This window comes from uncultured Campylobacter sp. (assembly GCF_937997535.1).
GTDB lineage: Bacteria > Campylobacterota > Campylobacteria > Campylobacterales > Campylobacteraceae > Campylobacter_B.
Window position 1 is genome coordinate 18,360 of record NZ_CALKTT010000050.1, and the last position, 19,309, is coordinate 37,668.

Annotated in this window: 17 protein-coding genes and 2 pseudogenes; 2 read left to right on the forward strand and 17 right to left on the reverse strand. The window is 48.3% G+C overall.

Annotated elements, in window-relative coordinates; translation table 11 throughout:
* Positions 1 to 186 precede the first annotated feature (186 nt).
* Positions 187 to 1,137: a hypothetical protein gene (locus Q0117_RS04985; protein ID WP_297923362.1), complete on the forward strand. Its 951-nt coding sequence runs from the start codon at positions 187 to 189 to the stop codon at positions 1,135 to 1,137.
* A 54-nt stretch (positions 1,138 to 1,191) separates the two neighbouring features.
* Here the strand turns inward: Q0117_RS04985 and Q0117_RS04990 are convergent, their stop codons facing one another.
* From Q0117_RS04990 to Q0117_RS10630, 10 genes and pseudogenes are all read right to left on the reverse strand, one after another.
* The gene (locus Q0117_RS04990; RefSeq protein ID WP_297923422.1) at positions 1,192 to 1,683 is read right to left on the reverse strand and encodes a threonine/serine exporter family protein; all 492 of its coding nucleotides are present in this window, start codon (positions 1,681 to 1,683) and stop codon (positions 1,192 to 1,194) included.
* A 1-nt stretch (position 1,684) separates the two neighbouring features.
* Entirely contained in the window at positions 1,685 to 2,464 is a 780-nt protein-coding gene (locus Q0117_RS04995) for a threonine/serine exporter family protein (RefSeq protein ID WP_297923424.1), read from the reverse strand.
* A gap of 61 nt (positions 2,465 to 2,525) precedes the next feature.
* Positions 2,526 to 3,002: a hypothetical protein gene (locus Q0117_RS05000; RefSeq protein WP_297923364.1), complete on the reverse strand. Its 477-nt coding sequence runs from the start codon at positions 3,000 to 3,002 to the stop codon at positions 2,526 to 2,528.
* 4 nt (positions 3,003 to 3,006) lie between these two features.
* Positions 3,007 to 4,389, reverse strand: coding sequence for a murein hydrolase activator EnvC (locus tag Q0117_RS05005; protein WP_297923367.1), 1,383 nt, complete (start codon positions 4,387 to 4,389; stop codon positions 3,007 to 3,009).
* Entirely contained in the window at positions 4,386 to 5,201 is an 816-nt protein-coding gene (locus tag Q0117_RS05010; protein ID WP_297923372.1) for a hypothetical protein, read from the reverse strand. The genes Q0117_RS05005 and Q0117_RS05010 overlap by 4 nt, the downstream gene beginning before the upstream one ends.
* Complete coding sequence (locus Q0117_RS05015) at positions 5,188 to 5,877, reverse strand: ATP-binding cassette domain-containing protein (RefSeq protein ID WP_295152369.1); 690 nt, start codon at positions 5,875 to 5,877, stop codon at positions 5,188 to 5,190. Before Q0117_RS05015 ends, Q0117_RS05010 begins: the two co-directional genes overlap by 14 nt.
* Entirely contained in the window at positions 5,865 to 7,856 is a 1,992-nt protein-coding gene (trmB, locus tag Q0117_RS05020; protein WP_297923375.1) for a tRNA (guanosine(46)-N7)-methyltransferase TrmB, read from the reverse strand. The genes Q0117_RS05015 and trmB overlap by 13 nt, the downstream gene beginning before the upstream one ends.
* A gap of 3 nt (positions 7,857 to 7,859) precedes the next feature.
* Entirely contained in the window at positions 7,860 to 8,525 is a 666-nt protein-coding gene (locus Q0117_RS05025; protein WP_297923379.1) for a fibronectin type III domain-containing protein, read from the reverse strand.
* Positions 8,455 to 8,781, reverse strand: a pseudogene (locus tag Q0117_RS10625) (RluA family pseudouridine synthase); the annotation flags it as partial. The pseudogene Q0117_RS10625 and the gene Q0117_RS05025, both read right to left, overlap by 71 nt.
* Before the next feature lie 594 nt (positions 8,782 to 9,375).
* Positions 9,376 to 10,008: pseudogene (locus Q0117_RS10630) on the reverse strand (RluA family pseudouridine synthase); the annotation flags it as partial.
* Between the two features lie 52 nt (positions 10,009 to 10,060).
* On the opposite strand from Q0117_RS10630, the gene Q0117_RS05040 reads away from it, so the two are divergent.
* Positions 10,061 to 11,167: an FtsW/RodA/SpoVE family cell cycle protein gene (locus Q0117_RS05040; protein WP_297923381.1), complete on the forward strand. Its 1,107-nt coding sequence runs from the start codon at positions 10,061 to 10,063 to the stop codon at positions 11,165 to 11,167.
* Positions 11,168 to 11,197: 30 nt separating this feature from the next.
* On the opposite strand, the gene Q0117_RS05045 is transcribed toward Q0117_RS05040, so the two are convergent.
* The 7 genes from Q0117_RS05045 to Q0117_RS05075 all read right to left on the reverse strand — a co-directional run bounded on the left by Q0117_RS05045 (position 11,198) and on the right by Q0117_RS05075 (position 19,299).
* Positions 11,198 to 11,524 (reverse strand): hypothetical protein, encoded by a 327-nt coding sequence (locus tag Q0117_RS05045; RefSeq protein ID WP_297923383.1) that lies wholly within the window; start codon positions 11,522 to 11,524, stop codon positions 11,198 to 11,200.
* Positions 11,521 to 12,150, reverse strand: coding sequence for a hypothetical protein (locus Q0117_RS05050; protein WP_297923385.1), 630 nt, complete (start codon positions 12,148 to 12,150; stop codon positions 11,521 to 11,523). Before Q0117_RS05050 ends, Q0117_RS05045 begins: the two co-directional genes overlap by 4 nt.
* A gap of 666 nt (positions 12,151 to 12,816) precedes the next feature.
* The gene (locus tag Q0117_RS05055) at positions 12,817 to 14,514 is read right to left on the reverse strand and encodes an N-acetylmuramoyl-L-alanine amidase (RefSeq protein WP_297923387.1); all 1,698 of its coding nucleotides are present in this window, start codon (positions 14,512 to 14,514) and stop codon (positions 12,817 to 12,819) included.
* 88 nt (positions 14,515 to 14,602) lie between these two features.
* Positions 14,603 to 15,691: a nitronate monooxygenase gene (locus tag Q0117_RS05060; RefSeq protein WP_297923389.1), complete on the reverse strand. Its 1,089-nt coding sequence runs from the start codon at positions 15,689 to 15,691 to the stop codon at positions 14,603 to 14,605.
* Positions 15,691 to 16,896 carry a tyrosine--tRNA ligase gene (gene tyrS / locus Q0117_RS05065; RefSeq protein ID WP_297923391.1) on the reverse strand — a complete coding sequence of 402 codons (1,206 nt, stop codon included), beginning with the start codon at positions 16,894 to 16,896 and terminating at the stop codon, positions 15,691 to 15,693. The genes Q0117_RS05060 and tyrS overlap by 1 nt, the downstream gene beginning before the upstream one ends.
* Before the next feature lie 14 nt (positions 16,897 to 16,910).
* On the reverse strand, positions 16,911 to 19,103 hold the full coding sequence (locus Q0117_RS05070) for a RelA/SpoT family protein (RefSeq protein ID WP_297923393.1): 2,193 nt from the start codon (positions 19,101 to 19,103) through the stop codon (positions 16,911 to 16,913).
* Positions 19,081 to 19,299, reverse strand: coding sequence for a DNA-directed RNA polymerase subunit omega (locus Q0117_RS05075; RefSeq protein ID WP_297923395.1), 219 nt, complete (start codon positions 19,297 to 19,299; stop codon positions 19,081 to 19,083). The genes Q0117_RS05070 and Q0117_RS05075 overlap by 23 nt, the downstream gene beginning before the upstream one ends.
* Between the last annotated feature and the right edge of the window lie 10 nt (positions 19,300 to 19,309).

The window sequence follows — 19,309 nt, forward strand, 5'->3', positions numbered from 1 at the left end:
AAATTTTACCTTCGCGGCAAGAGGTGCGACGAGCGCGCAAGAGAGCCTAATACCTACGAAGCATTGAGATGAAATTTGCCGAAGCGGATCAAGAAAAGCCCTGATTTAACGATATTTGAGGCATACTAAAATTATCGTAGATTAAGTATATGTGAGGTATATTGCGGAAAATTTTAGGAGCGAAATTTGAAAACGAGATATTATCTGTGCTTGGTCTTCATCATAATAATATGCGCTTTGTGCGCGATACTTTCGATTATTGCGGAGTATAAATACCCAAATTCAGCCGAAAAAATTGAAACCGATCCATATGAATGGGTATGCGATCTAGATGGCAATCTTACGGATATACAGCTTAAGGATAGGGCACTAAAGTGCATGCTTAAAAAGACCTATAAATCTATAAATATTTCAGCGGAGGAATTCCGTGATATGGAAAGAAAAATAAAGAAACAATACGGTAAAGTAGATGATGAATTTTATAATTTTTATAGCGGGTTGGCGGAAAGATGCGGTGGAAATAATCGCCCAGATAAAGCTTGCGAATTTTTCATTGTAGATGACAATATAAATTTAGAATATTTTATGAGTTTGGGAGACAGGGCTTGCAATGGTAAACAAGCCGTAGCAAATTTCAAAGATTTTGTAAATATGTCCATGCTCAAAGGCGAAGTTGTTTACCCCTGGGAAAATAATAATAGTTTAATCTTGTCGGATGGAAATTTAAAATACAAATTATATTTTAGCGGATTAGAAAATGATAAACATGTATTTGATATGTTATTTACGGAAAAAATATTTTTAAATGAAATTAATCCTAAAATATACGACCACAAATATCCTAATGATAAAATTTTTTCTATTCCAATCGACATGCTATTTTTTGATATGTATGTAAGCCTAATAGATAAAAAATACGATAACTTTTGTAATTTATATAACTTTAAAAAGAAAGATATAAAACCGTATAAAGCATTTTTTGAGTTAGAAGGTAGAAAATATAGTCGGTATGCTTTTTATCTAGGTATTTTTGATGAAAATTATACATATAAATACGATATAAAAGATAATTTGCTGGGTGTGGAGCAAGGATATTATTACGATGAAAAAACCAAAGAGATAAAACGAGAGCAATAAAATAGAATTTATAAAATTTACCCGTCGCGTCTGCTTAAAATTTCTTATTTAGCGCTATTTGCCTCTTGCTCCGCGAGTGATCATCAAGGACTGCTCGTAGAAAATTAGCAGCGTTATTGAAACGCCCGTGCCGAGCGCCAGCGAGATTGAGATTGTGGCGAGGGCGTTATCGAAAAACGAGATAAGATGAGCGAGTTTATGCTGTGCGCCCGCGGCTTTGATATAAGAAAACAGCGCCAAAACCGCCTTGTAGGCGTAGATGCCTGGGATCATCGGAAGCAGCGCGGGAAAGGCGATGATCTCTGCGGGCACCTTGAGGCGCTTGGCGCAGAGCATCCCCAAAACGCCGATCAGAAACGACGCAAAAAGCGTCGCGGCGGCGATCGAAAAAATTTGGCTTTGAATCAGCAAAAACCTGCACGAATGCGCAACCGCCGCAAGCAGCGCCGAGAAGGCGAGCGTCTTTTTAGGCGGCATGCACGCATACGCAAACCCGAGCCCCGCCGCAGCGGCAAAGCAGGCGTCCTTAAATACCAAAAGCGCTATATCAAACATTTACAAGCCCCAAATTTGAGATGCTAAGCGTCAAAAAGAGCCCGATCGCGATGCAGATGATCAAAAGCCCGGTGTTCAGCCCTCTGCTGATGCCTACGAGCATATTTTCGTTTAGGATGTCAAATACCGAGTTGATTAGCCAGACGCCGGGGATCAAAAAGAGTATGCTCGATCCCACGGCGACGTCGGGCGTGGCGCTAAGCCCGTAGCGAGCGCCTAGCGAGACGATGAAGGAGACTGCGAACGAAACCGCGATGTATTGGATTTTTAGGTTGATTTTAAGCTTGCTAAGCAGATAGCGGGCGCAAATTCCAAAAGCCGTAGCCGCAAACACTAACGCCATCGCGCCGCCATCGCCGCCGAAAAGCTCACAGAACGCGGCATTTGCGACGCTGAGCAAAACGAACGTTTTGGCGAAGCTTTTCTTTTGCGAGGCTAAAATTTCTGCAAATGCGGCTTTGGCGCGCGCAAAAGGGATTTTTTCATCGTAAATTTCCCAGCTAAGCGCGCTTAGCTCCGAGATCAGATCAAAGCTGATCCGCGCCGCAGCGCCCGTTTTAACGTAGGTGCGGCGGATGGAGTTGTCCGCGGGGTCCATCACGCTGATGATGAAGTGGCGCACGAAGATCATCAGGCTCGCCTCATAGTCGTAAGCGTCCGCTATCCTGCGCACGCAGCGCTCGATGCGCGCGGTGTAAGTGCCGATACTAAGCATCTTGGCGGTGTATTCGCTAAGAAAATTGGTAAGCTCTTGGATCTGCGGCCTCGCCACTTCTGCTTCTTTTGCTGCCGCTATTTCTGTTGTCATTATTTCCTCCACTACCCTTGTAATCTCAATATCGTTTTGCGCTGTTTTCGTCGTTTTTACTTCTACGACGCTCGTTGTAGCTTCCTGTTTTTGCGGCGCCCGCCATCGTTTTTGATGTCGCTATGATGTCCGCCGTCGCGGAATTTTTATTTTTAAAATTTAATGCAGCGACTCCCGTGGCGGAATTTTCTCTATCTAAATTTGATGCGGCGACAATACCTGCGGCGGTAAAGCTTTGGTTGCTTAAATTTTGATCATTCAAATTTAACGTCACTTTGGAATTTACGTCATTCAAATTTAACGCCGAGATTAAATTCTTGCCGCTAGAATTTCTTGTCGCAGCAGCGGAGCCTTCATCGCCCAAATTTGAAGCGGCGCAATTCTGCTCTTTTAAAGAATTTTGCTCATCTAAATTTAAATCGCAGCCTGAATTCTGTCCGCTTAAATTTAAACTTTCTGCGTCCTCGCAATATCCACTAAATTTAGAATTTTCCCTGCCCATGGCTTCACCTCAGACTTATGAGATCGAGCGGGTTGATGTGGTAGTTCTGCTGCGTCACCTCAAAGGTCAGATCCGAGCCGATGCGCCCGATGATGTAGCCCTTTTTGACGTTGGAGCCGACGCGCACGGTAGGCGGGATCTGATTTAGATGCGCGTAGATCGTGTGGATGCCACCGCTGTGCTCTAGGATCACGACCTTATTGAGCACGGCGGTTTCTTTAGCAAAGACCACCTTGCCCGGTAGCACCGCTTTAACCTGCGTGTCGCCGCTGTTTGAGCCCAGAACGATATTTTCGTTGAAAAGCTTGATATTATATACGGGATCGTTGTAATTGCCGAATTTTCGCTTCAAATACGCGCCGCTTAAAGGCGCTGCGGTTTTGGCTCCGCTGTATTTTTTAACGCGCGAGGACTGATAGCTCGAGCCGTACTGCTTGACCTTTTGGTTGATCTTGCTTACGCGCTCATCCGCTGGCTCGCTCACTTCTGGCTCGGGCTCGCTAGGAGGCGCAGGCTCGGGCTTGCCAGCTTTTTTGGCAGCCGCTTTTGCTTTGGCGTACTCTTTTTCGCGTGCCTGGCGCTCCTTTTGCTTCTGCGCTTCAAGCTTTGCTTGGCGCGCCGCTTCCTCCTTCTGCGCTTTGGCTTTTTCCTCGGCGTCGTCGATGATCCTAAGCTCCTGCAGGGTCTTAGATATGGCGTCTTGCTCGTCGTTTATCTTCTCCAGTCTCGCGATGTAGTCCTCTTTGTCCTTTTTCATCTGCGCGAGCTTCTCTTTTTGCGTGGTTTGCTTGGCGTTAAGATCGGTTTTTTTCTTGTCATAGCCCGCCATGCTCGCCTGGATCGATTTGATCTTTTTGTTCTGCTCGTTGATAAAATTTTGATTATTTTCGTAGTCTTTGATCAGCCCTTTCAGCTCGTCGTTCATAACGACGCCGAGCCCCTCCAAAATTTCGCTAGCTACGATAGAATCGGGCGTGGTGGTGGAATTTACGTCGGTGATGAGATCAAATGATAACTCTTGCGAGATCACGCTTATGATCTTGCTCTCCAGTTCGCTTTGCACGCTAAGAAGAGTGGCATTTTGGCTATTTAGCTTCTCAAGCTCCTGCGCTTCGGCGGCGTATTGATCCTTTAGACCTTCGATCGTTTCGCTTAGCTGTTTGATCTCACCCTCGCGCTTTTTAAAGCCCTCCTGCTCCTTTACGATAAGGCCAGCGATCTCGTCGATCTTTTGCGAGAGCTGCATCCCCTCCTTTTGCGAGCTTTTAAGTTCTTGACTAGCTTTGGCGATCTTATCTTTCGTGCTTTGTCCCTTTGCGGGCGCAGCATAAGTAAGAGCCGCGGCAAGCCCCAGCGCAAGAAGCGGCGCTAAAAAAGCCCTTTTCATGCTCGTTTATTTCCGATTTGCAGCATCACAAAACTTACCGCGATGATAGATAGCGCCAAGGCGACACCCAAAAGAATCAGCGCGTCGTAAGGCAGCACTATGGCGGTGCGCAGATCGCCGATACCCTTAAGCGTGGTCGAAAACACTTCCCAACCCGGAAGCGCAATGTAGAAGCAGGTCACGATCAGCGTGGCGATGAAAGAGTCGATTATCGCCATTCGGTAGAGCTTGCCGCTTTTTATGAGAAACGACGCGCCGAAAAGCTCCATGATCTCGATACGCTCTTTGTGTTCGTAAACCCAGATACGCATCTGGCGGTGAATTAACATCACGCCTAAAAGCACGATAAGAAACGCAAAGCCGTAAACGAGGCTTTTGATAAGCAGTAAAATTTTAAAAATTTCATCGTGGGTCTTTTTAAAAATTTCAACCCGCGTGAGCGAGCCTATGGATTTTAGATCCTGCTCGATCTTGGCAAGCTGCGCTGCGTCGGGGAAGCTTTCGAGCTTTACGCTATAAAATTTAGGCAAATTTTTACTCAGCTCGGCAAAGGCATTTTGTGAAATTTTACCCTTCAGACGCTCGGTAATGCCCGCGGTCGAAATTTCGCTAATTGAGCTGATTTTAGGCACCGCTTTTTGCGCGTCTTGCAGACTGAGCGGAGTTTTGGAGACTAGCACGATGTTGTATTCGTTTTGGATCGAGCGCTCGTAGCTTTTGGTTAGGTTACTCATAAAAATTCCAAACTGCACTGAAAAAAGCAGCGCGACGAGCGAAAAGATCACGCCGAAATGGGTTTTAATCGATTTCATTTACTTTAGCGTCCTTAATCTCAAAATGTCGGTGCCTAAAACGCAGCGTGGCGGGCATTTTGTGCGTCACGATAACGACGCAAGCGTTCCACGACTCGCACGCCGAGCGCAGTAAATTCCAAATAATGGCGCTGGAGTAGTCGTCCAAATTTCCCGTAGGCTCGTCGCACAGCAGTAGACGCGGATTATGCGCCATCGCACGCGCCAAAGCCACGCGCTGCTGCTCGCCGCCGCTAAGTTCGAGCGGATACTTGCCCATCTTATGCCCGAGCTCGACGTGGCGCAGTAACTTTTTGGCTTGGTCTTGGCAGACCTGCTGATTGTAGCCCATTATCATTAACGGAAGCATTATGTTGCGCTCGATCGTCCATTCGTTGATCAGGCGGTAGTTTTGAAAGATAATGCCGATACGCTGGCGCAGGGTGCGCAGATCGGAGTTCGTGATGCCCTTTAGATCGCACAGGCAGACGTTCAGCTCGCCGCCGATGATGTCGATGCCGCCGTAGAAGGACTTAAGCAGCGTGGATTTGCCGCTGCCGCTCTTGCCCGTGATGATGACGAAGTCCTTCGCGCCGATGCCGAAACTCGCGTCTTGGATGACCGCGCCCGCCTTTTCGTAGCCCAGCGTGAGGCCCGCTGCGGTGATGATGTTGTAATCGTCCGTTATCTCTGCCATTGTGAAAATATCTCCGAAATTTTTTGATGTGCCGCGTGGTTTTCGCGCGTAGGAAGCGGGCGGCGGATGAAGTAGCGCGTGCCGCTTGCGTTTGCGCGGATGAAACACTGCTGCGGAAAGTCGAATGCCCCGAGCGAAAGCAGGATTAGTACGTCTTGCGGCTTGGCAGCGCACGGCTTGCTTTGCCGTTTATCTTGCTGCTCGGCACGTTTTAATTTGCCCTGGCGTTCGGCTTGTAGCTCGTCATGGCTTAGCTCGCTTCGGTGACCGATTTGCGACTTGATAGGGTTTAGCTCTTTTTTTAGTTCGGCTTGCGGCTCATTTTTGCAAGATGCGGCGCTTGTTTTTTTTAGAATTTGCGTAGCGTTCGCTTCGTCCGTGTGGGCCGCATTCGGTGTGGCGCTCTCTTCTATCGCACGGGTCGCCGCGAATGAGCCATCCAAATTCGGCACATTGCTTGCATCTATTACACTGATCGTTGCAGGTGTAGTTCTCGCACCTGTCGCGTCGATAGCTGCAAGCGCACCCTCCGTGCTGCTAGCATTTAGCGCGCTGCTTGTTGTGATCTGCTCGCAGGCTAAAGCACGCTTTTCGCCAGGGGCAGTGCGGCTAAATTTAGCGTCTATTGCGGTGTTTGCCAAAACATTACCCGTTAAATTTACGTCGTTTGAGCCCAAGCAATTTTGATTTAAATTTACGCTCTCTTTTGCGCCCGTTTCATTCGTGCGGTTTGTATTTGGCGCGGCGCTCGCTTTTTTTACAATTTGCGTAGCATTCGCGCAAGTTGAAATTTTATCGCCCGCCGCCGTAGCTGAAATTTTGCCGCAGTCTGACGAAATTTCATCCATGCTCGCGCGCTCAGTTAAATTTTTGCCGCGCGCCGCGTCTAAATTTATAGCTTCGTCCGCGCCGCTTAAATTTACGCCGTCCGCCGCGCAAGTTTCGCCCGCGCCCAAACTTTTTTGCGCGTCAAAGTAAAAAATTTCCTCAAAATGCACGAAAAAATCCTCACCTTTGAAGGTGAAATTTTTAAAATTTCGCGCGATTGCCGCCGCGTCAAATTTTAAAAATTCCATCTCAAACTGCTGCGGCTCGCCCCGGCCCGCGGTTTTGTTCTCATAGATCAGATCGTAGATGTCCTTATCCATTTTGCGCCATCTATCCTCGTATTTGCTCGCTACGGCGGCGTCGCGGTTTTTAAAATGCGAAATTTCGCCCGCTTTGCGCTGCACGTAGGGCGAGAGCTTTTGCATCGCGTAGAGAAAGTACTCCTCGCTGTCGGTGCGAAGCTCGAAGCGGCCGCCGAGCTCGAGCGTGCGCGCGACCTGCGAGGCAAACTCGTCGCTTATGACGCGTCGGTGCGGCGCGTCGTTCCACGGCACGGGGAAGTGCAAAAATACGCGCTGCAGGCAGCCCGCGGGAAGCAGGCTCAGCAAAACCCGCGCGTCGGTGGCTATGAGAGCGATGTTTTGCAGCCCCTCGCGGATCGCTAGTTTTGCGACCTGTTCAATCGCGGGCTTGTAAATTTCGATACCGATTAGCAGCGCGTCTTGATTTGAGCGCGCTTGATGAAGTAGGTGTCTGCCCGAGCCGAAGCCGATCTCGATGAAAATTTTATCAAATTTAGAGCTTTTTACGAGGGATAAAATTTCATTCTCGTCCAAAATCAGCGGCGTTTTTTCGGTAAGCGAGCTGTCTTTGTAAGCAAACGCCTGCGAGATGATCGGCCCGCAGAAGCGCTCTTTAAAAATTTCAAGCGCTCGCTGCAGATGACCGATCTTGGCGGGCTTGGTGATCTTTTCGCCCTTTACTATCACTTTGCCGCCGCCGGGTTTAACGATGATAAAAAATTCGCTATCAAAGCTTTTGGTTCGCACGAGCGTTAAATTTCTGCCGCGCGCCGTTTCTAAAAATTCGACTTCGCCGAATCTAGCCGGCAGCGGCGGCAAGCTCACACTTTGGGTTATGAAATTCGGCAAACTTTATTCTGCCTGCGCTGCGGCAATGACTGCACTAGGCTTGGACAGCTCTCCGTTTTCGGTTTTGACGGTGATGCGGTATTCATATCCTTCGCCGTAATCGATATTATCGATATATTCGGCGCTAAGTCTGCCGCGAACCTCTTTAATCGTGCTCCATGACTCGCCTCCCTTAGGACGGCGTTCGATTAGATAAGAGCTTACTCGAAGATCCGGATGCGGACGCCAGATGATCTTAACGCGACCCGGAAGCCCGTAGATAGCCTGCGCAAACGGCACGGAGTCTAGCATCTTTGCTGTGCTTGCGATAGCGACCGGAGAAGGAGCCGAAACACCCTTAGCGCCGTATGTGCGCACGGTGTATTTATACGAAGTGCCCGGCTGCAGCCTCGTATCTACGTAGTGGGTGGAGTATGGATCTGCGATGGTGGCGATCTTTTTGGCTTCGCCGCCGCTTGCGGGTGCTCGGTAAACGACAAAGCCCAGCACGGCGGCATCTGAGTCGTATCTAGGCCACTCAAGCCCGATCTCATTGTCGCTCGCGATCGTCCTGATCCCCTCTACGCGCGGCAGGCTTTCGTCGCTTGCGCTAGGCGCGCTAGACGTAGCGCAGCCAGCCGCTAGTATCGCTAAAGTAGCGCTCAACGTTAGTCGGTAAAATTTTTTCATAAATTTCATCCTTTACCTTTTGATTTGTCGTAAAATTTAGAAATTCGCTCGGCAAGCCCGCGCATATTTTCATCTCTTTGCCGCTTCGCGGATGGATGAAATAGAGCAAATAGGCATGGAGCAAAATCCTGCTAATTTTAGCGTTTTCGCTCTTAAATCCGTATAAATGATCGCCCAAAATGTGCCGATTTATCGAGCTTAAATGCACGCGGATCTGATGCGTACGACCCGTGAAGAGCTTCGCCGCGACGAGATTGAAGCTCTTTAGGTTTATCGGCGGCAAGTTTTGGTTTTGAGCGGGATTTTTAAAATTTAAAGCCTTATTCTCGGCGAGACGGGCGGCTCTGGTTTGATCCGCACTCATTTTGTCGGTTAAAATTTTATCTGCGTTGTCCGCGCGGCTGCTTGGAATTTTATCTACGCTTTGGATTGAAATTTTATCCAGGCTCCGCATGCAATTATTTGAAATTTCGTCCGCGTTATCCGCGCCTGCGTAGTCGTTTAAAATTCCGTCTGCACCGGCAGTCAAGTCTGCATTTAAAATTTCGTTCCCGCGTGCGCTTACATCGGTGGCTAAAATTTTACTCATATCTGCGTCCCTGCTAGCGTTTAAAATTTTATCTCCGCCCGCATACATAACCGAAATTTTGCTCGTGCTCGTAGCTACGTCTGAAATTCTATCGGTAGCCGAAATTCTACTTGCGCCTGTGTTCGCAGCTAAAATTTTATCGGCGGCTGAAATTTTATCCGCCCCTGCGCTCCTGCCCGCAGCCGTACCATTGCCTGCACCTAAAATTTCATCGCACTTTTGGGCGGCGTTTTGAAGCTCGGTTAGTTCCGCGCCGCTTAAAATTTCATAAAACGCGCTCTTTGCGTTGCGTCCGCCGGGCACGATCCCCATTTTTAAGCGGTTTGCTGGGTTGCGAGCGATCGGACGCTCGATTACGCAGGGCTGCTTCAGCGGCAGGTCGATGAGCGCAAGGTATATCCGCCCCATGCTTTTATCGCTTAGCTGTGCCGAGAGCGCGGCATGCGCGGCGTTGTTTTTAGCGACGAGCAGGGCGCCGCTGGTGAGCTTATCCAGGCGGTGCACGATGCCCGCGCGAAGCTCGCCGCCGAGCGTGGAAAGCAGATAGCCGCGAGATTTGAGCCAGTCCACTAGCGTGGGCTCTTTGACGCTTGCGGCGGGGTGGACGGTAAGGCCTGCGGGCTTATTTACCACGAGCAGATCATCGTCCTCGTATAAAATTTCAACGTCGAAATCTAGCCGCTGCGCGCTTGTTTGCTGCGGCGCAGGCGCTGGGTAGTCGATGTGCACGAGCTCGCCTGCAGATAGCTTGTAGCCGGGCTTAGTTTGCACGGCTCCGTCCACTCTGACCGCTTCGGATTTGATTAAGCTTGATATTTGATTGCGCGAAATTCCAAGCTGCGAGCTTAAAAAAACGTCGAGCCTTTCGCTGCATTGTGCTATTAGATTATCCAAATTTATACCTTTTTTGGCTATTCTTACGTCAAAATTTTAATAGGATTAAGCGTTGTTTAAAATTGACAAAAAGATTTTAGCATATTTTGATTTCATTCAACCTTTTTTGATCGTGCCGATAGTGGTTTTTTCATACGTTTTAATAAGCGAAGCAAACGACGTGCTGTCCTCGAAGCAGGTCGTTTATTTCGGCGTAGGATTTGCCGTTTTTACGCTGTTTTTTCTCTTTCCGATACGCAAATTTTTATATCTGATCCCGATATTTTATTGGATCAACATCATATTGCTGCTCAGCGTCGATTTTTTCGGCGTTAGCAAGCTAGGAGCGAGACGCTGGCTGGAGATTCCTTTCGTGCATTTTACGCTGCAACCCAGCGAGGTGATGAAGCCCGCGTTTATCCTGATGCTGATGTATCTGATACACAAAAATCCGCCGCCTAAAAACGGCTATGGGCTGAAGGATTTTTTGCGCCTTAGCTTTTACATACTTCTGCCTTTTGTTCTGATCGCTAAAGAGCCCGATCTAGGCACTGCCGCGATACTTTTTTTGACGGGATTTGCGATCCTTTTTATCATCGGCGTCGATAAAAAAATTTGGCTTACGCTGATCATCGTTTTTGTGGCCAGCTCGCCGATTTTGTACGAAAACATGCACGATTATCAAAAAAAGCGCATCGCCGATTTTATCAGCGAGGAGCCCAATTATCAGGTCAAGCAAGCGATCATTGCCATAGGAAACGGCGGCATCTACGGCAAGGATAGAGACGAAGCTACGCAGACGCACTTTAAATTCTTGCCGATTGCGACGAGCGATTTTATCTTCGCTTATACGATCGAGCGCTTCGGCTTCGTGGGGGCTGCCGCGCTGATCGCGCTGTATGCGCTGCTGATACTGCATCTGCTGAGCCTGAACTACGATTTCAAAAGCGATTATCTGATACGGGTCTTTACGAGCGCGCTTGCCTCGCTCATTTTCATTTATACAGGCGTTAATATCTCGATGGTGGTAGGTTTCGCGCCCGTCGTGGGCGTGCCGCTGCCGTTTTTCAGCTACGGCGGCAGCAGCTTCATCACCTTTATGATCCTTTTTGGAATTTTACAAAATTTGCTGACGTTTAGGATGAAAGATAACTACAAGACCTATAAGATCAGGATGTAAATTTGGTGCTCGCGCGAGCAGGGCAAAGCGCTACAGAATCACGCCGATACCGAGCGTAAAGACCACCGCGAAAAAGGCGTATGTAAAGGCAAATTCCAAAGTTTGCGAATTAAAAAATCCGTAGTACAAAACGCTTGTGAAAAATCCGCCCACGAAGGCTACGGCAAAGATTCCGATCCGCGCCGCGACTGGCCTTGCGCCGCAAAATTTGTATAGATAAAAAACCCCGCAGAAGCTGATCGCAAACCAGATCATCGCAGGCACCGGCCCGCTCAGACCTATCATGCCGAAAAGATTGGCTAAATTTAAAAGTAGCAAAAATATCACCGCAAGCGCGATCAGCGCGAATTTGATCATCTATCGCGCCTTGCGTCGGGTGCGAAATTTTCAGCGCCCTGATTGAAATTTTGCGCAGAATTTTCACCCGCGCCGCCATTTGAAATTTTAAAATTTTCGTCGGAATTTTCATCAGCGCGATGCGTAGAATTTTCATCAGCGCCGCTCGCGAAATTTTCACCGATGTCGCCACTGGAGTTTAAAATTTCATCCTCGCTTTGAGAATTTAAAATTTCACCGCTTTCTTTGGAATTTTCGCTCTCGCCCCCATCTAAATTTCTAGAGCCTTCGTCCGCAGAATTTTTATAAGCTTTGTTTGAAAATCTTTTGTGCCCGATCTGCAGATAAAAGACGAAGGCGACGAACGCCACCGCCGTGATCGCGATGTAGTAGCGGTTCTCGAAGAGCAGTACGCCCTCTACCAGCCCCGAAAACAGCGCCAGCAGCGAGGCGGTAAGAAACGGAAAGCGCACTACGTCCTTTTCGCCGATCGCTAAGGCGATGAGCGCGACGCCGAAGATCGTGGCGTTTAGCAGCGCGCCTAGGATTTTGATTTCGGCGAAAAGATTTGGATTTACGCGCGAAGTAACATAAAGCGCGAGCGCAACGGCTGCGAAAAGCAGGATTAAAAATACGATTTTTTTCATTTTGGACCTTTTAAATTTTATCTTTAAATTTACGATTCAGCCGCACCTTTAATGCATATACAGCGCAGGCATCGGTGCGTTGCAACTATCGCGTTCGCAGCATTATGCAAATATCGCCGCTCTGCGAACATGGCGCGAAATTTTAGGGCGCGACCGTGCTGTTTTAAGTGCGATTGGCGCAATATACACGCTCATAACTTAAACGCAATCCTAATTGCACGGACGCGGTTTGAAACGCGACTTGTATTAGCGCGACAAAATCGCTATTTTTCGCGCGGCTTAAATGTGATTCTGTCGGTAAATTTTACCGCCAGCCGCACTCTGCTGAGCAAGTGGCGCCAAGTCCACGTTTAAAAATTTTACGCCGAGCTGCGTTAAAATTCCGCGTCTAAGCCGTATGTGTCCCTAGCTCGTGGCGCCGCAAGACGCTCCGTAAAATTTATCCGCTCGCAGTAAATATTTGGCACGCGAGCGAAATTTGCATGCAAGCGCCGCGCGTTTTGCTTTAAATTTAGCGCGGCGGGCTTTAAAATTTTAAATTTACCGCCTCCGCGCTCTGTTTATCCACAAGAGCTATCGCGCCAGCTAAAATTTATCTGCGGAGCAGATCTCGCGCCGAAATAAAATTCATCTCGCTTGCAAAAATGCGCGGCGCGTAAAATTTCATCACTTGTTTTTCTGAAAGTACGCGTCCACGCCGTTTGCGATACCCTGAGCGATGCGGTCCTGATAGGCGCTTTTGCCTAAATTTTTACCCTCCTGCGGGTGCGTGATATAGCCCATCTCCACGAGCACCGCAGGCATTGTAGCACCCACTAGTACCCAAAACGGCGCCTCGCGCACGCCTCCGTCTCTGCTCGAGAAGCTTTTTTTGACCGAGCTTAGCATATAGCTTTGAATGTCGATGGCAAGCTTGTTTGAGGAGATTATCTTCTCGCGATTTAAGAAATTTAGGAAGGTCTGCTTCGAGAAGGTATTCATATCCTCCAAATCTCCCCTATTTTCGAGTGCTGCGGCGTTTTTACTGCGCTCGCTTCTAGCCGGGCTTAAGAAAAAGGTCTCCACGCCGCTCATTTTGGATGCCGCGCTGGCGTTAGGAGCGGCATTTGCGTGGATCGAAATAAACATATCGGCATTTCTTTTAGCGGCGAAAGCGGTACGCGATCGTAGATTTATAAAAACGTCGGTGCTGCGCGTATAAAGCACCTTGTATCCGCGCTTGGTAAGCAGCGCACCGAGCTTTTTGGATGTGGCCAGCACGACGTTTTTTTCCTTCAGCCCGTTTCCGACCGCGCCCGAATCGCTGCCGCCGTGACCCGGATCGATTACGATGAGTTTGCCCTTGGTCGATTTGTAAATTTTACCGGCAGCTACGGAGGTCGATTTGGCGCCCCCTGATTCCTCTATCGTGCTGATTTGCGGCTCGCTATCTTGTTCGCGCCCGCGTTTGCGCCCCGATTTTTGATCTCTGTTTTTTTCTGCGCGCGCGGCTTTTGCGGTTTTTAAGCCTTCAGCTGTACTTAAAATCATCATATTGCCGCTAATTTCAACGTTTGCGTTAAATTCTTTCGGGTCGCTAAGTACGATGCGCACGGTCTTATCGTTGTATTGCGAGACGCGTACATCGCTAACAAAGCTATCTTTAAGCCGCGTTTTTTGTGACTTTTGCCGTGCGCTAAAATCAATCACGAAGCGAAAATTATCGCTACTTGCGATCGTAAAATCTTTATAATCGCCGCGCTTTAGATCGCGGTTAAACTCAAGCACGATCTCGTTTTTATCGCCGCGCAGAGAATTTAACGCAAGCTGGGCGTTTTTGTCCGCTTTTTTGACGCTGCTTTTTCTAAGCTCGCTACTTTGATCTGCGGCCTCCTCCTCATCCTCGTTTTGCGCGATTGCGTCCTCGCCGCCATCGTCCTCTTGGGCGTCTACGGCCTCGTCCGCGCCGATCGGTCTGGTCGAGCGTAAGAATTCCAAATCCTCGCTAGATAGCGAGCTTAGATCGGCTTCTTCTGGGACGTGCGTCTTTTTGAGATTTTTGGAAGTGGAATTTTTTGAATTCTTAGATTTTTTGGAGGCGGAGGCTTTGGAGCTATGCGCTAAATTTGAAGCGTTTTTCTCGTCCGAGCTTTTGGAATTTTTTGCGTTTTCATCTTTGAGCTTTTTAGAATTCGTGCTGCTATCGCTTGCTTTGCCTTGTAATTTGGCTAGCGCAGATTCATAAGGCGAGGAGTCAAGCCCTAAATTTTTCGAGCTGTAAACTAGCCTCTTTAGCGCTTTGATGCGGACCTCTTTATCGGACGCGCCTTGATAGAGCGATTTTAGCTCCTTGTGCAGCGAGCGCTTATAATTTGGCGTCGCCACAATGAAATCCTTGTCGAATTTCGCAAAAAATGCCTCGCTGGAAGCTCCAAACGCCAATACGCAGCTAAAAGCCGCGATTAGAAAAATTTTAACTATCTTCGCCATTTACAAGTTTTTCTATCAATTCCTTCACGGATATTATCTCGTTTAATCGCCATCCGTTCGCGCCGGTGAAAAACAGACCGCTTTGCGTTTTGCCCAGATATGCGTCGCTTAGGCGGTCGGCGATGCAGTATCCTACGGCGTTAGCGCCTTTGCCGCGCTCGCATGGGCTTACGCAGTTGCTGATACAGCGGATTTTAGGCGCCGTGCCTGCGGCGATCATATCTTGTAAATTTGTATGAATTCCGCGCGCAGGATAGCCTACGGGTGATTTTAGAAGCTCGATGTCCTCTTTTTTGGCGTTAAGAAGCACCTGTTTAAATTCCTCCGCGGCGTCGCATTCAAAGGTGCCGATGAAGCGCGTACCCATCTGCACGCCATCCGCGCCCAAAGATTTCACGCGATCGATGTCGGTTTTATCCCAAATTCCGCCTGCGACAAATAGCGGGAAGCTGCCCCATTGCGAGATTTCCGCTTTCACTTGCGGGATTAGATTATCCAGCGCAAACGCCGGATCGCCGCACTGCTCGTAGGTAAAGCCCTGATGTCCGCCGCTAAGAGGGCCTTCGAGCACTACGGCGTCGGGAATTCTGTCGTAGCGCTGCTTCCAGCGCTTGGCGATGATCTTAAGAGCCTTAGCGGAGGAGACGATAGGCACGAGCGCGACGTCCGGGAAATCGGCCGTAAATTCCGGCAGATTGGTAGGAAGTCCCGCGCCGCTAATGATAACGTCGATGCCTGCCTCGCACGTGTCGCGCACGATGCGCTCGTAGTCGTTCGCTGCGCACATTACGTTCATCCCCAAAGGCGCATCGCCGCAAATTTTACGGGCGTTTTGCACGATGGTAAAAAGCGCCTCTTTGCTATAAAAATTCTCGCTTTGATATGGTCTGCCATCGAGCGATTTTTTGGCAAATTTAAGATTTTCGTAGTAGCCGGTGCCGACCGAGCTAATGACGCCTAGACAGCCGTTTAGGCTGACATTGCCGGCGAGATTGTCCCAACTGATACCAAGTCCCATGCCGCCTTGAATTATCGGGTGCGTAATCTTGTGTTTGCCTATCTTTATACTCATTAATCCACCTTTAATTTAGCGAATTTCTTCTTCCCTACTTGAAGCGTGTATTCGCCCGAGCTTAGCTGAAGCTGCTCATCTAAAATTTTATTTTGATCGATACTGACGGCGTTTGATTTTATCAACCTGCGTGCATCTGAGCTAGAGACTGCGAGCTTGCAGCTGATGAGCGCCTTTACTATCCATGCAGGCGAGCTTACGTGATATTCCTTGATCTCGCTAGGAAGCTCGCCTGCGCCGTGAACGCGGTCAAATTCCTGCTTGGCCTCAAAGGCGGTATTTTCGTCATAAAATTGCGTGACGATCTCGGAGGCAAGCTCCTCCTTAACCGCCTTAGGATGGATAGAACCATCCGCCACGAAGCCTTTTATTAGCTCAATATCTTCGCTGCTTTTTTGGCTTAGTAGATTATACCAATCCCACATTAACGCATCGCTGATACTCATCACCTTGCCGTACATATCATGAGGCGTATCGGTTACGCCGATGTAGTTGCCAAGGCTCTTGCTCATTTTATTCGTGCCGTCGGTACCTACTAAAAGCGGCATCATCACGACGCTTTGTTCTTTGCCGACATCATAAATTCTTTGCAGCTGGCGACCCATTAAAAGATTAAATTTCTGATCGGTACCGCCAAATTCTATATCGCATTTCATGCAAACGCTGTCGTATCCTTGCAGTAGCGGATACATAAACTCGCTGATGCTGATCGGCTGCTCTGCCTTGTAGCGCTTCTCGAAGTCGTCGCGCTCGAGCATCCGGGCAACATTGAAAGTGCTTGATAGCTCAATCATGCCGCTAGCGCCTAGGCGGTTGGTCCATTCGGAGTTAAACATCACCTTGGTTTTGGTGGGATTTAGAATTTTAAAGACCTGCTGCTCGTAGGTTTTGGCATTTTGAAGCACGATTTCGCGCGCTAGTTTTTTGCGAGTCTCGCTCTTGCCTGTAGGATCTCCGATTTGAGCAGTAAAATCACCGATTAGAAATTGCACGATCGCGCCGTGGTTTTGCAAAAATGCAAGCTTATTTAGCACGACGGCGTGTCCTAGGTGCAGATCCGCAGCAGTGGGATCCATGCCGATTTTGACGTAAAAGACCTCGCCGCTGTCGTAATAGCGCCTAATCAGTGCCTCTATTTGCTCTTCGCCGATGATCTCCGCGACACCGCGCTTAAAATTTTCCATAATGCCTTGAATGTCAGCCATTTGCTCTCCCTTATTTAGTTTTTATATACGTCCGTAAGCGATACGAAATCCACGATTTTAAAGCGGTTTTTGAGTTTATCTTTAATCTCCGTGGAGTCTAAATTTTCGTTTAGCTCGATGATGATCTCAAAATAATCCGACGTCGTTTCGCTATTTTCGTTGAGGCTTATCGACACCAGATCGACCTCGAGCTTGACTAAATAGTTCAAAAACGTCGCCAGCGAGCCGCGCTTGTTTTCTAAATTTAATATGATCTTATAGCGGTGCGGCGCATTGCGCGTCCATTTTACGAAGATCATCTCATCGGTTTTGATTAGCTCGCTTGCACGTTCGCACAGCTTATGATGCACCGTCACGCCGTGTCCGTTGCGAAAGCCGATGATGTCGTCACCGCGCTTTGGGTTGCAGCAGTAATCAAACTCAACCTCGTCGATTTTAAAATTTGAATACACCACGATGTTGTCAAATTTTTGCTTCTCGATCTCATACTTGCTGCGAAATTTCATATTGAAAAATTTCTCTTTGAGCGGGTATTTTTTCAGCGCATTTACGACGTCTTTTAAAAATACCGAGTCATAGGCAGCTTTGCCGATCTTTTTGCTTAAATTTTCTTTTTCGAGCCAGCTTAGAATGCTCTCCTTGCTCGTCGTAAAGATCGCGCATAAAATTTTAATCGCTACTTCAAAATTTATATCTCTGATCTTTTGCTTGCAAAATGCCTTTATCGTCGCGCGCGCCTTGCCGGTTTTTACAGAGCTTAGCCAGCTGCAGCGGTAGTGTGGCTCGCTTCCGGTGATGATATGAACGATATCTCCGTTTTTAAGCTCCGTAAGAAGCGGCACCTTGACGCGGTTTATAAAGGCCTCGGTCGCTTTTAAGCCCACTTGAGAGTGTATCTCATAGGCGTAATCAAGCGCCGTAGCACCGCGCGGCAATGTAAAAATTCCGCCCTTGGGCGAATACACGGCGATATCTTCTACGTAGAGGCTGTCTTTAGCGTATTCGTAAAGATCCTCGGCGTTGGCGTCGTCCTCTTCCTGCATGCCGATGTCGTTTAGCCAATCAAGCTTCGGATTGATCGAGCCGCTATATTTATATTTCCAGTGCGCGGCAACGCCGAATTCTGCGGTGTTGTGCATATCAAAGGTGCGGATCTGCACCTCTACGATCATACTTTCGTTAAAGACTGTTGTGTGGATCGTCTGATATCCGTTTTGCTTCGGAAGCGCGATATAATCCTTAAAGCGCGATATGAGCGGGTTAAATTTAGTATGGATTATACCCAGAGCTAAGTAGCAATCCATCGGCTTTTGCACGATGATGCGGATAGCCAAAAGATCGAGCACCTCCTCGATCGAAATTCCTTTGCGCTGCATTTTTAAAAAGATCGAGTAGTAGTGCTTCATCCGCTTTTGGATCTCAAAGCTGCCCTCGCTAAAGCCGTTTGAGAGCATATACTCCTTGATCTTTTCGCTAAATTTGCTCAAGCTCATCTGAAGCTGCTGCTTATGCTCCTCGACGTAATCGGCGATCGCTGCGTATTCTTTAGGCATAACGTATTTGAAGCTAAGATCTTCAAGCACGTTTTTGATCGATGAAATTCCAAGCCTGTGCGCGATCGGCGCGTAAACCAAAAGCGTCTCCTCGCCGATACGTTTTTGCTTATCGGGGCGAAGTGCGTCTAGGGTTAGCATATTGTGCAGCCTATCGCAGAGCTTGACTACCAAAACGCGCTGATCGTTAATGGAGATCATCAGCATCCTGCGGAAGGTAAGCGCGGTAGTGCGTAGCTTGGCGTTGCTATCGCCGGATGGGGCTAATTTATCCTCTCTGATATTTACGATTTTAGTAAGCCCCTCTACGATTTTGGCTACTTCGTCGCCGAATCTTTGTCTAACCTGCTCGATGCTGTAATCTGTATCCTCTACTACGTCGTGTAGTAGCGCAGATATAACCATCGCGTCGTCTCCACCCATAAAAGATACGAAGCAAGCTACCAAAATCGGATGGATCGCATATGGCTCGCCGCTTTTGCGAAACTGCCCGTCGTGCTGCGCGATGCATAAATTTATAGCATCCACCAGTAACGGAGTAGGCTCTTTTAGATTATAAAGCAGCTGCTTGGCGCTTTGAATGTCTTTGGTATCGACGACGTCGTCGATGAGACTTTCTAAGAAGTTATCATTAATCCTTGTCAACGATTCCATCTAATGCGATCTTACCTTCGGCTAGTTCCAAGATTGCTATATCGGCAAATTTCATCTTGCGAGTATCTACGTTATCTATTAACGGCGGTTCGCCTGCAGCTAGCTGCTCGGCGCGTTTGCTTATCATCAAAGATAGCTTATATCGGTCTCCGCCCGTTACTTTTAAAGCCTTGGCTACAATTTGTTCGGTTCTCATCAATTCTCCT

Excerpts from the sequence above, each read along its gene's own strand:
- Q0117_RS05000 (WP_297923364.1), bottom strand. The coding sequence starts at position 3,002 with ATGGGCAGGGAAAATTCTAAATTTAGTGGATATTGCGAGGACGCAGAA.
- Q0117_RS05005 (WP_297923367.1), bottom strand. The coding sequence starts at position 4,389 with ATGAAAAGGGCTTTTTTAGCGCCGCTTCTTGCGCTGGGGCTTGCCGCG.
- Q0117_RS05010 (WP_297923372.1), bottom strand. The coding sequence starts at position 5,201 with ATGAAATCGATTAAAACCCATTTCGGCGTGATCTTTTCGCTCGTCGCG.
- Q0117_RS05015 (WP_295152369.1), bottom strand. The coding sequence starts at position 5,877 with ATGGCAGAGATAACGGACGATTACAACATCATCACCGCAGCGGGCCTC.
- Q0117_RS05025 (WP_297923379.1), bottom strand. The coding sequence starts at position 8,525 with ATGAAAAAATTTTACCGACTAACGTTGAGCGCTACTTTAGCGATACTA.
- Q0117_RS05045 (WP_297923383.1), bottom strand. The coding sequence starts at position 11,524 with ATGATCAAATTCGCGCTGATCGCGCTTGCGGTGATATTTTTGCTACTT.
- Q0117_RS05050 (WP_297923385.1), bottom strand. The coding sequence starts at position 12,150 with ATGAAAAAAATCGTATTTTTAATCCTGCTTTTCGCAGCCGTTGCGCTC.
- Q0117_RS05060 (WP_297923389.1), bottom strand. The coding sequence starts at position 15,691 with ATGAGTATAAAGATAGGCAAACACAAGATTACGCACCCGATAATTCAA.
- tyrS (WP_297923391.1), bottom strand. The coding sequence starts at position 16,896 with ATGGCTGACATTCAAGGCATTATGGAAAATTTTAAGCGCGGTGTCGCG.
- Q0117_RS05070 (WP_297923393.1), bottom strand. The coding sequence starts at position 19,103 with ATGGAATCGTTGACAAGGATTAATGATAACTTCTTAGAAAGTCTCATC.
- Q0117_RS05075 (WP_297923395.1), bottom strand. The coding sequence starts at position 19,299 with ATGAGAACCGAACAAATTGTAGCCAAGGCTTTAAAAGTAACGGGCGGA.